Annotated in this window: 10 protein-coding genes; 4 read left to right on the top strand and 6 right to left on the bottom strand. The window is 69.6% G+C overall.

Going from position 1 to position 10,679, the window contains the following annotated elements; genetic code table 11:
• The first annotated feature begins 176 nt into the window (after window positions 1-176).
• Together VG296_RS19740 and VG296_RS19735 are read left to right on the top strand one after the other, a co-directional pair.
• Complete coding sequence (locus VG296_RS19740; RefSeq protein WP_325567682.1) at window positions 177-791, top strand: dihydrofolate reductase family protein; 615 nt, start codon at window positions 177-179, stop codon at window positions 789-791.
• Between the two features lie 107 nt (window positions 792-898).
• Window positions 899-1,171, top strand: a complete 273-nt coding sequence (locus VG296_RS19735; RefSeq protein WP_325567680.1) for a hypothetical protein — start codon at window positions 899-901, stop codon at window positions 1,169-1,171.
• A 53-nt stretch (window positions 1,172-1,224) separates the two neighbouring features.
• Here VG296_RS19735 and VG296_RS19730 read toward each other — a convergent pair whose 3' ends face one another.
• From VG296_RS19730 to VG296_RS19710, 5 genes are all read right to left on the bottom strand, one after another.
• Window positions 1,225-2,103, bottom strand: coding sequence for an ABC transporter permease (locus tag VG296_RS19730; protein ID WP_325567678.1), 879 nt, complete (start codon window positions 2,101-2,103; stop codon window positions 1,225-1,227).
• Window positions 2,100-3,011 carry an ABC transporter ATP-binding protein gene (locus VG296_RS19725; RefSeq protein ID WP_325567676.1) on the bottom strand — a complete coding sequence of 304 codons (912 nt, stop codon included), beginning with the start codon at window positions 3,009-3,011 and terminating at the stop codon, window positions 2,100-2,102. Before VG296_RS19725 ends, VG296_RS19730 begins: the two co-directional genes overlap by 4 nt.
• Window positions 3,012-3,020: 9 nt before the next feature.
• The gene (locus VG296_RS19720) at window positions 3,021-3,491 is read right to left on the bottom strand and encodes a group II truncated hemoglobin (RefSeq protein ID WP_325567674.1); all 471 of its coding nucleotides are present in this window, start codon (window positions 3,489-3,491) and stop codon (window positions 3,021-3,023) included.
• A 207-nt stretch (window positions 3,492-3,698) separates the two neighbouring features.
• Window positions 3,699-4,292: a DNA-3-methyladenine glycosylase I gene (locus VG296_RS19715; RefSeq protein ID WP_325567672.1), complete on the bottom strand. Its 594-nt coding sequence runs from the start codon at window positions 4,290-4,292 to the stop codon at window positions 3,699-3,701.
• A 15-nt stretch (window positions 4,293-4,307) separates the two neighbouring features.
• Window positions 4,308-5,018 (bottom strand): alpha/beta hydrolase, encoded by a 711-nt coding sequence (locus VG296_RS19710; RefSeq protein ID WP_325567670.1) that lies wholly within the window; start codon window positions 5,016-5,018, stop codon window positions 4,308-4,310.
• 175 nt (window positions 5,019-5,193) lie between these two features.
• Between VG296_RS19710 and VG296_RS19705 the strand changes: the two genes are divergently transcribed.
• Together VG296_RS19705 and VG296_RS19700 are read left to right on the top strand one after the other, a co-directional pair.
• Complete coding sequence (locus tag VG296_RS19705; RefSeq protein WP_325567668.1) at window positions 5,194-5,823, top strand: TetR/AcrR family transcriptional regulator; 630 nt, start codon at window positions 5,194-5,196, stop codon at window positions 5,821-5,823.
• Window positions 5,824-5,847: 24 nt separating this feature from the next.
• Window positions 5,848-8,607: a helix-turn-helix transcriptional regulator gene (locus tag VG296_RS19700; RefSeq protein ID WP_325567666.1), complete on the top strand. Its 2,760-nt coding sequence runs from the start codon at window positions 5,848-5,850 to the stop codon at window positions 8,605-8,607.
• Here the strand turns inward: VG296_RS19700 and VG296_RS19695 are convergent.
• Window positions 8,549-10,567, bottom strand: a complete 2,019-nt coding sequence (locus VG296_RS19695; RefSeq protein ID WP_325567664.1) for an FUSC family protein — start codon at window positions 10,565-10,567, stop codon at window positions 8,549-8,551. The two genes, VG296_RS19700 and VG296_RS19695, sit on opposite strands and share 59 nt — an antisense overlap.
• Between the last annotated feature and the right edge of the window lie 112 nt (window positions 10,568-10,679).

Genomic DNA, 10,679 nt, shown 5'->3' with positions numbered 1-10,679 from the left:
CCGTTGCTAACGGCTGCGACCCCGGTGACGTTTCTGCGTCACGGGCACTCGACACCTCGGGATCGAAGATTCTCGAGAAAAATTCGCGGGGCGGTGTCGGATCGAGGCGGAGGTGTTCGTAGTAGTTCTGAGCGGCTGCCCATGAGGAGCAGCGCACAGAGAAGGAGACCACCCGAATGAAGCTGACGACCATGACGCAGATCACCCTCGATGGCGTGGTGCAGGGAAACGGCGCCGCGTCGGAAGAGGACCGCAGGAACGGGTTCGAGCGCGGCGGATGGGCCCTGGGGGCGGGCGACGACGAGACGCGAGCGTTCATCACCGAGACCTACCAGCACGCCGACGCGTTCCTGTTCGGCCGACGTACCTACGAGCTGTTCGCCGGCTCCTGGGGAGCGATCGCGGACATGCGTGCCCACCCCATCGGCGCAGCGTTGAACAGCGCCCCCAAGTACATCGCGTCAACCACGCTCAGCGATCCGGAATGGGAGAACACGACCGTCCTGTCCGGTGATCTCGTTGCGGCCGTCAGCGAATTGAAAGCCCGGCCCGGCGGCGAACTGCAGGTGCACGGCAGCGGCACCCTGATCCGATCATTGCTCGAAAACGGACTGGTCGACGAGATCACCCTGCTCATCATCCCCGTGATCCTCGGCCAGGGTACGCGGCTGTTCCCCGGCACCGGCCCGGACCTGGCGCTTCGCATGATCGACTCGCGCGTCGACTCGAAGGGCGTAACGATCCAGGCCTTCCGGCCGAACGGGCGCCCGCAGTATCCGTCGGCCAGGTGACATTCGGCGTAAGAGGCTGGGCCCTGACATTCATTGAGTAGGTTTATCGAGACAGAATATGGTAAATCGGGCAGTGAACCGAGTTCTCCGCTCACTGGAGCTGACCCATGGAAAACACCGAACAAGAGCCGCGCCGCCACGGCAATCTGACCCTGATCACGGCGGGCAGCAATGAGACTGTTCCCAACGGCATCCCGTATGGAGCCCTCAGCCTCGACTCGCTCGACACGTCTGAGGTCAAGGCTTGGGTGGAGAAGAACAAGCGATACTCGATCTTCGTCATGCCTGGCAGCCACTTGGAGATGAAGGGCGTGCCCGCGATCACCGTGACGTCCAGTTACGAGGACTACGTGGCGGTCATCAAGGCTATGCCGCTGTAGCAACCTGGTCAGGCGTCGTCTGCCGACTGTCGGGCGCGGGCCAGTCCGAGGGACTAGCGCTCGTACTTCTCCTTCCACCGGAAGGTGCGCAGCGCCAGCAGCAGGCTTCCGACCAGCCAGGCGGCGAGGATCAACGCGGTCTGCGGCAGTTGCCAGGCGTGCGAGGGCTCGGCGACCAGCGCCTGATCCGACAGGAACACCGAGCGCAGCCCCTGGCACATCCACTTGAGCGGGAACAACCCGCCGATAGTGCGGAGCGTCGGACTCAGCTGGTTGAGCGGGAAGAACACGCCCGAGATGAACTGCAGGACGAGGAAGGGCGGCAGGGTGACGGCGTTGGCCGTGCGCCCGTCCTTCACCCAGCCGCCGAGCAGCACTCCCAGGCCTGCGCAGGTCCCGAGGCCGAGGGCGAAGACCCACACGAGGGTGAACCAGCGCCCGGCCGTCGCGGGCAGGTGCACGTGGAAGAAGATGACGGCGCAGGTGATCAGCAGCGTCGTCTGAATGACGCCTTCGACGAGAGCGGCGAGGAGCTTGCCGAGGAAATACGAGAGCTGCGGCATCGGCAGGCCGCGCAGACGTTTGATGCTCTTGTCGGTACGGTCGGACGCGATGGCGATCGACACGCTCTGGAAGCCGATGGACATCATCCCGGTCGCGGTGATTCCGGCGGTGAAGTACTGCACGTAGGGGATGTTCGTGCCCTGCACGTTCCCGCTGAAGATGGAGCCGAAGATCAAGAGCATGATCAGCGGGTAACCGAAGGTGAAGACGACGGCGTCGCGCTGGCGGAAATACTGCAGGAGTTCGAGCCTGGCCCGGCGAACGCCGAGCTTGAGCGCCGAGGGCAGGTGTACGTTCGGCGACCGTTCGGCTGGGCCGGTGCCGGTGCCGCCGCTGCTCGTCGTCCCTGGAATTCCGAGCGCGCTCATCGCGTCTCCTGTCCGGCCGAGCTTGCCTCCGCGTGGCCCGCGTCCGTCCCATCGACCATCGCGAGATAGATCTCCTCGAGGGTGGGCTGGTGCACGGACAGGCCCCTGATCTCCTCGCCTTCGGGTTGACGGGCCAACAGTTCCCGCAGCGCCCTCGTCGGTTCGGCCGTCTCGAGCCGCCGCTCCACGCCGTGCTCGTCGTCGATCCACGTGATCACGGTCGGGGCCCGGTCGCGCCCGCCGAGCCGATCCGGGGTGTCCAGGGCGAGCAGCCGGCCGTGGTTGATCACCGCGACACGGTCGGCGAGCTGTTCGGCCTCATCGAGGTAGTGCGTCGTCAGCAGGATCGTGGTGCCGGACGTGCGCAGGGCGCGGATCAGCTCCCAGAACCGGCGCCGCGCCTCGGGGTCGAAGCCGGTCGTCGGCTCATCCAGGAACAGCACCTCCGGCCGGCCGAGGATGCCGAGGGCCACGTCGAGCCGCCGACGTTGGCCGCCGGACAGCTTGGCGTCGCGCACCTTGCGCTGTTCGGTCAGCCCGACGAGCTCGATCACCTCGTCCGGATCGCGAGGCTGCGGGAAGTACCCGGCGAAGTGGCGCACGACCTCGAGCACGGTCAGGTCGTGGAAGTCGCCGACGGACTGCAGCACGATGCCGATCCGCGCGCGCCAGGCCCGGTCCGCCCGCTGCGGATCCACGCCGAGGACAGCCACCTGCCCTCCGTCACGGGACCGGTGACCCTCCAGAATCTCGGTGGTCGTCGTCTTACCCGCACCGTTCGGCCCGAGCAGCGCGAAGGTCTCCCCCGCCGCCACCTCGAAGCTCAGCCCGTCCACGGCGTTGCGCTGCGCATATGTCTTGACCAGCGCGTGCACGCGTACGGCCGCCTCCCCTCCCCCTGGTCCCATGCGTTGAGACTACCCAGCAGGGCGACGCTCGTCGACAAGGCCTTCCCACGACCAATGCGGAATCCCCAAGCCGTCTGGGACGTCGTCCGCGCTCTCGGGATAGCGGGAGATCGGACCCGAGGTCGTCGCCCAGGCGAAGTAGTCGTGGAGCGCCTGCCCGAGTCGCTCGTCGTCGGCGAGGCCGACGTCTACGAGCGCCTGGTCGAAGCACTCGATCGCACGGCGGTCCATCTCCCCGTGTAGGCCTTCGCCGCTGTGCATCCGGACTACCGCGGTCTCGTCCCCGTACCTGTCCGAGAACGTCGTCGGGCCGCCCAAAGCCTCAATCCAGTACGCGGCCAGCCGCTCGGTGTGCGCCGCGCTGAAGCCGTGGGTGAACGCGTGGCTGACAACCTCGTCCGCCAACACTCGGGTGTGCCACGCATCGGCCAGACGCAACAGCCCGTCGTCCCCGCCCGCAGCCTCATAGAGCGTCGTCATGTCACCAGGATGCCACGCATCCGGCGACGGTCGCCTGAATACGTGAGAGAGATGGGCAGCCCGGCTGAGCAGGATTCGCGCTCATCACGATTCAGCAGCGCAGGCAGTACATCCAGGACTTCACGCGCATCGTCGAAGAGCAGGAGAAGGTCGAGAGCAGGCGGTCGCCGAGCGCGGCTGACGCCTGCCCGCGCGATCATCTCTCTGTCAACGTGGCTTCTCGGCGAAGTCGGACGCCCGGAAGCATCCATGGATGTGGTCGTTGACGATTCCGACGTTCTGCATGAACGCGTACACGCTCGTGGGTCCGACGAACCGGTACCCTTGAGCCTTCAGCTCCTTGGCGAGCGCTTCGGCCTGCGGTGTGGACTTGGGCAGGCTCGCGATCGACCGCGGCGCCCGCTTGCGGTTGCTCTCGTACGACTTCGCACGTGCGCCCAGGGTCGGCGACGACGCCGCCATGGCGCGAGCGTTGTCGATAGTGGCTTGGATCTTGCCGCGGTTGCGGATGATCGAGGCGTCCTGCACGAGACGGTCGACGTCCTCGCCGGTCAGCTTCGCGACCTTCGCCACGTCGAAATCCCGGAAGGCCCGCCGGAACGCGTCTCGCTTTCCGAAGACGATCGACCAACTCAATCCGACTTCGAACACACCGAGGGTGAGCGCCTCGAACAGCGCCGATTCGTCATACGTGCGAGTGCCCCAGACCTCGTCGTGATAGCGGCCGAAGGCGGTGTCGCCCTGTCCGGCCCACGCACACCGGGGCTTGTCGTCGTACCCGATGATCACATCGTCGTTCATGGGCGCTGCTCCGGCTCAGGCGGCGAGAGCGCGGCCGATGAAGGCGGCGACGGCGACGGGCTGAGCGATGAACGCCGTGTGCGAGCCGGCGATCTCCTCGGTGGTCGAGCCCATCCGCTTGGCCATGAAGCGCTCGGTGTCCGGCGGGATGGAATTGTCGTGCTCTGAGACGAGGTACCAGGACGGCTTGGTCTTCCAGCCCGCCGCGGTCGCGTTCTCGGTGAGCGCGGCTAGCGAGAGGGGGCGCTGGGTGGCGAACATGACGTCGGCGACGTCGGCCGGCACGTCCGCGCAGAAGGTCTCGCGGAACCGCTCCTTGGCGATGTAGAGGTCCGGGCCGCCGGGCGCTCCGGGCGCGTCGTAGCCGGTCGGGTACGAGGTCGTGGCAAGCAGCGACGGCGGGTAGCCCTCTTGCACGCCGGCGCAGCTCTCGCCGACGTCAAGGCTGAACGCGGCGACGTAGACGAGGGCGGTGACGTTGTCGAGAACGGCCGAAGCCTGGGAGATGACCGCGCCGCCGTACGAGTGACCGACGAGCACGACGGGCCCGCCGATCGAGCGCACCACGTCCGCGACGGCGGCCGCGTCGAAGGCGAGGCTGCGCAGGGGATTCGGCGGGGCGATGACCGTGCGTCCCGCGGCCTCCAACTCGCGGATCACTCCGGCGAAGCCGGAGGCGTCGGCGAACGCGCCGTGCACCAGTACTACCGTCGGCGAATCGGTCATGATGAAGCACTCCTTCTCGCTGAACGATCGGGTTACAGCTCCTCTGACTTGACCCTGGCATTTCGGAATGCGGCGTTCCGTCACCTATTCAGGTGGCCATTATGTGGCGGCCGCCGGCCTGAGGTCCCTCACCCGAATACGTGAGATGCCGGAAAGCGATCGCTATACTTGGGGCATGGCGACGACGAATCCGCCGAGCCCGAACACGAGCGCCGTGCCGCGCACCGGCGGCCGCGGCGCACGCGAACGGATCCTGCGGGCCGCCGGGGAGCTGTTCTACGAACGCGGAATCCATGCCACCGGAGTCGCGGCGCTCGTCGAGTCCGCGCACGTCTCGACCCGCACCTTCTACCAGCAGTTCGGATCCAAGAACGCGCTGGTCGAGGCGTACCTGAACCGCTTCGAGGCGGATGGCGCCCTCGAGTCCGAACTGCAGCTCGAGCGCGCGGATCTGCCCCCGGCCGAGCGGCTGATCGCGATCTTCGATCCGCTGGAGGCGATGTTGCGCGGGCCTGCGGCGATTCGTGGCTGCCCGTTCCACAACGCCGCCGTGGAGGCCGCGGGCGAGATGCCCGAGGCCGCCCGCATCATCGAGCGGCACAAGCGGGGTTTCCTCGACCGTCTCAGCGGCGTCGCTGCCGAAGCCGGCGTCGCCGACGCGGACTCGCTCGCCAGGCAGCTCGCCGTGCTCTACGAGGGCGCGAACGCGCTGGCAGCGTCGTGTAACGACCCGCGCGTCGTCGATGACGCGCGAACCGCCGCGACGGTGCTGCTCAACGTGGCGCTTGGCCGAGCTCACGCATAGACCTCTCACCCAGGGAGTCGGACCATGGCCGAGTCGATGGACACCGGAGCACGGGTACGGCCTGCCGTCTTACGCGGACGCGCCGAACCGATGGCGCGCGCCCTCGCCATGCTGCGCGGCGCCGGCCGACACGGATCGGGTGGCGTCATGCTGGCCTGCGGACCGGCTGGAATCGGCAAGACGGCGCTGCTCGCCGAAGTCTGCCTGCAAGCGGATCGGATGGGCGTGCGCGCTCTCGTCGGCAGATGCGAGCCGATGGAAGAGTTGCATCCCGCCGCGCCGCTGATCGCCGCGCTGCGCGGCGCCCGGGGACCGCTCATCACCGTCGAGCAGTTCGAACAGATCATCCGGACCGTCGACGAACCGCTGCTGCTCGTCGAGCGGATCGCGGACGCCTTGGAGCAGGCGGCGGCCGCCGGGCCCGTGCTCGTCGCGATCGACGATGTGCAATGGGCCGATCGGATGACTCGGTTCGTCATCCGCACGCTGCTCTCGCGCCTGCTGGGTCTGCCCGTGGTGTGGCTGCTGGCCAGCCGCGACGACGATCCGCGAGCCGACCTGATCGGACTCGACGTCGCGCGGGTCGAGCATGTCCGGCTGGCGCCGCTGTCGAGCTTGGATCTGGCCGCCATCGCTCATGATCGCCTCGGAAGAGTTCCGGATACGCGAACGCGCGGGTTCTTGGAGGCGTGTGCGGGAAATCCGTTGCTGGCCATGCAGATCTTGGACGGCATGGTCCGCTCGGCCGCGCGCGGACGACAGGACGCCGTGCCCGCCGCCTTCAATGCCGCCATCGCCCAGCGACTGGCCGACCTGGACGACGCGACGCGTGACCTGGTCGCGCTCGTGGCGGTGGCCGGCCGGCCGCTGCCGTTGAGGGAGGCGGTCAGGGTCCTGCCTTCGCTGCCCGCATCCGTTGCGGACGCGCTGGCCGAAGCGATCGAAAGCGGCCTGCTGGTCGCAACAGACGATGTGCTCGCGTCGTACCACGATCTCGTGCGCGAAGCGGTCTGCGCAGCGCTATCCGAGAGCGATGTGCGGAGGCTGCATCGGAGGTTCGCGGAGTACTGCCTCGACTCGTCGGCAGATCTGCCGGCTGCTGCGGCGCACGCGCGCGCCGCAGCGGAGCCCGGGGATCTCGTCAGCGCCGGAATTCTCGTCACCGCTGCGGAGCGGTTGACCGTGACGTGCCCGGATGACGCCGGCGACCTCGCCACACTCGCATTCCGCACGGTTCGTCCGGACCAGCCCGAATGGCTCGAGACGGGCCGGCGATGCCTGTCGGTGCTATGCCGCACCCAGCGGGCGAACGAGGCCATCGCCGTCGCCGACGCGATGCTCGCCCGCATCGACGACGCGAACCTCAGCGGCGCGATCGAGACAGAGGCCGCGCGCGCCCTGTGGCTCAGCGGCAGGCTCGACGAACTGCTCGCGCGCGTGGAACCGGCGCTGGCCGCGGAGACGCTCGATCCGGGCGTGCGAGCACGTCTCCAGGCGGCTCGTGCCCTGGCCAACACCCGTCTGCTCTCCGGCGAAAGTGCGGCGCTCGAGGCGTCGCACGCCCTCGATGACGCCCGAGCCAGCGGAGATCGGGACGCCCTGGCATCGGCCCTGCAGGCCGCGGGCGAGGCGGCCAGAAACGAAGCCCGGCACCGGGATGCGCTGGCCTACTACCGGGAACTCAGGGGATTGACAGGAGCCCACCGGCTCGCCGAAGAGATCACGACGCTGCAGTTCCTCGATCGCTACGACCACGCGCAGACACTGCTCAACGAGGTCCGTGCGGACGCCGAGAATGCCACCGAATCGATCCTCCCTGGGCTTCATTGCGCGCAGTTGTGGCAGGACTACAACCTCGGGCGCTTCGACGACGCCGAGGCCGAAGCAAGCACCCTGATCGAGCTCGGGCGGCAGCTCGGCAGCGGCGTGTACGCACTCGACGCCGCCATCGTGCAGATCTCGATCGCTCTACTGCGCGGCGATACGCAGAGCGCCGCAGCGCGCATTTCCTTCGCCGAGCAGCTCACCGGGGCGGACAGCAGCCTCCGCCAACCCGGACTGAGCGTGATGCACGGGTGGCTCGCGGCCGCCCAAGGCGACATCGCGACCGCGCTGAACCGGCTCGGGCCGGTCGCGAGGGGCGCGACCGGCTCATGCAACTTCTACCCGCTCTGGCCGTGCTGGATGGGAATGTTCTTCGAAATCGGCGCGGCGGCCGGGGACGCCGCGTTCTCAGAGGTCGTCGTCAACGTCGCCGAACTCGCGGCTGCCCGGAACCCCGGGGTCGCCAGCTTCGAAGGCGTGGCACTCAACGTGCGCGGACGCAGCAAGGGCGACCTGGCGATGATCGCTCAAGCCGCGGACGTGCTGGCGCGCAGCCCGCGCCCATTGCTCCGCGGTTACGGGGCGGACTGCTATGGCAGAGCGCTGCTTGCGGAGGGAGACCGAGCCGGCGCGCTGGTCCAGCTCGACCGGGCCTGGGACGACTACCACCGGACCGACGCCCGCGGCTACCGCGCCGAAGTCCAGCGGGTGATGCGCGAGGCCGGGGTTCGACGCGAGAAGTGGTCGGCGGCGACCGCGCGCGCCGACACCGGGTGGGCGTCCCTCACTGACGCCGAGCGCCGCGTGGCCGTGCTCATCGCCGAAGGACACACCAACCGGTCTGCCGCCGCCGAACTCGGGCTGTCCGTCAACACGATCGGCACGCACTTGCGCCTCGTGTTCACGAAGCTCGGCGTCCAGTCGCGCGTGCAGCTGGCGAATAGGCTCGCAGGGCGTTGAATTCCGCGGTGAGGTCGGCGAGAGCTGATTCGGTGGCGGAGGCGAGCGTGGCGGCGCGGGCGGGATCGTCCTGGGTGGAGGTGACGAGGGTGTGGAGGGAGAGTTCGGCGCGGGCTAGGCGGGCCGTGGTGGCGACGAGGGCACGGGCGTCGTCGGCGGTCAGCGGCGGGTGCGGGGGCTCGACGGCGAGGCGCGCGGCCGCTGCCTCGGCGTCGGTGCGGGCTCGGCGGGCGGCGGATTGCAGGGTCCTGAGACGATTCGCGTCGGCGCCGGACGAGGCGAGTTCGTGCAGGAGGGCGGCGACGTACGCCTGGTGTGCGTCGATGAGGCGGGCGAAGATCTGCGGGGCGGCGCGGCCGTGCCAGGTGGGCCAGGCGGCGTACGCGACCAGCGCGATCAAGGCGCCGAGGGCGGTGTCGGTCAGGCGCACGGTGGCCGTCGTCTCCGCGCTCAGGCCGAGGATGTCGAGCAGCAGCACGATGAAGACGGTCAGGAAGACGCTGTACATGAGGTAGTCGACCTCGAATACCGCGTACGCCGCGGCGACGGCGATGCCGGCCACGAGGACGAGGCCGACCGGCGTGCCGTGGAACAGCATGGCGATCACCGCCCCGAGCAGGGCGCCGACGGCGGTGCCGAGGGCTCGGTGCACGCCGCGGGACACCGTCGAGGTGTAGTCCGGCTTGAGGACGAGGAAGACGGTCAGCACGACCCAGCGGCCTTCGTAGAGTCCTGTGATCCAAACGAAGGCCTCTGCGATACCGGCTGCGGCCGCGAGACGGAGCGCGTGGCGGCCGATCTCCCCCGCGGGGGTGAGGTGGGCGCGGAGGGTGGCCAGGGCGGGGGTGTCGGCGAGCGCGGCCGGAGCGGTGGCATCGCCGGCGGAAGTGGAGTCGAGGCTGGTCAGCAGGTCGGTGATGGAGCGGAGGTGGGTGAGCAGCGCAGTCGCGGCCCAGTGCCAGTCGGCCTCGGGGGCGGCGGGAGACGCGGGAAGGGTGGGGACAGTAGGGAAGGTCGGGACGGCGTGGGGCGTACGGCGGCTTCGGGCGTCTCGGGTGGCGAGGGTCTCGGCGGCGACGCTGAGTACGTGGGCTGATTCGGTGGCGAGGCGGCGAGCGGCCGGGTCGTCGGCTCCGTGCTCCGCGAGGGAGGCGAGCGCGGCGCGTACCTGCTCGGCGTGTTCGAGCAGGGCGGCGTACGTGCCGCGGGTGGCGCGCGGGAGCAGGGGGTTCGGGTCGGCGAGGCGCGCGGCGGCCGGGAATGCGACGGGGGCGGGCGCCTGGTGCGTGCCACGCGCGACCCGCCCGGCGTATTCGGCGAGGTAGCGGTACGACGCGGCCATCGCGGCACGCTCGTGCCCGCCGCGGCGCGCGGCCCAGGACAGCGTGACGACGCCGGCCTGCAGCGCCGTGCCCGCGAGGACGAGGCCCGCACGGTACGCGGCCTGGGTCGGGTCGAGCGGCGTGCCGATCGCGATGAGCAGCGCGACGGGCCAGAGGGCGGCGACGGCGCCGCGGCGCTGGCCGAGGCTGATGGCGAGTCCGGCGGCGTAACCCCACAGGGCGATCACCGGGATCAGCGCCCAGGGATGCCAGGCGGCGACGGTCCCGCCGACGAAGGTCGAGACCGCGGTGCCGAGACCGGCGACGCCGACGGCGGACAGGCGGGTCCGGGTGACGCCCTGGAACGAGGCGAGTCCGGCGAGCAGGGCGCCGAGCGCCGCGAAGACTCCGTCCACCGGCCGGCCTGCGATGACGCCGATCAGCAGGGGAAGCAGCACTCCCCCGGCGACGGCGAGCGCGCGGCGGGCCGCGGGTGCGGCGCGGCGCAGGTCGCTGGGTCGGGCCGCGGCGGCCCATTCATAGCGGGCGAGGTAGCTGAGCGCGGGCCACGAGGGGCGCCGGCCCGGGCCCTCGGGCGTGGGACCGGGTGTGGCTCGGCGTTCGGCGGCGATGGTCACGATCGCGGCTCTCCTGACTGCGGCAGCGGGATCGACGGGTCTTGGCGACTGTTGGACCGTCGGCTGCGCTGCCGCAGGGTGAGCGCGATGGGCTCTGTGTCCAATGATCCAC

The sequence above is a fragment of the Actinospica sp. genome (assembly GCF_035552695.1).
Taxonomy (GTDB): domain Bacteria; phylum Actinomycetota; class Actinomycetes; order Streptomycetales; family Catenulisporaceae; genus Actinospica.
Note: the sequence above shows the minus strand (reverse complement) of the source record. Positions and strands in the feature narration are given on the sequence as shown.

Coding starts and splice junctions, on each gene's coding strand:
- VG296_RS19740 (WP_325567682.1), top strand. CDS start 177: ATGAAGCTGACGACCATGACGCAGATCACCCTCGATGGCGTGGTGCAG.
- VG296_RS19735 (WP_325567680.1), top strand. CDS start 899: ATGGAAAACACCGAACAAGAGCCGCGCCGCCACGGCAATCTGACCCTG.
- VG296_RS19730 (WP_325567678.1), bottom strand. CDS start 2,103: ATGAGCGCGCTCGGAATTCCAGGGACGACGAGCAGCGGCGGCACCGGC.
- VG296_RS19725 (WP_325567676.1), bottom strand. CDS start 3,011: ATGGGACCAGGGGGAGGGGAGGCGGCCGTACGCGTGCACGCGCTGGTC.
- VG296_RS19720 (WP_325567674.1), bottom strand. CDS start 3,491: ATGACGACGCTCTATGAGGCTGCGGGCGGGGACGACGGGCTGTTGCGT.
- VG296_RS19715 (WP_325567672.1), bottom strand. CDS start 4,292: ATGAACGACGATGTGATCATCGGGTACGACGACAAGCCCCGGTGTGCG.
- VG296_RS19710 (WP_325567670.1), bottom strand. CDS start 5,018: ATGACCGATTCGCCGACGGTAGTACTGGTGCACGGCGCGTTCGCCGAC.
- VG296_RS19705 (WP_325567668.1), top strand. CDS start 5,194: ATGGCGACGACGAATCCGCCGAGCCCGAACACGAGCGCCGTGCCGCGC.
- VG296_RS19700 (WP_325567666.1), top strand. CDS start 5,848: ATGGCCGAGTCGATGGACACCGGAGCACGGGTACGGCCTGCCGTCTTA.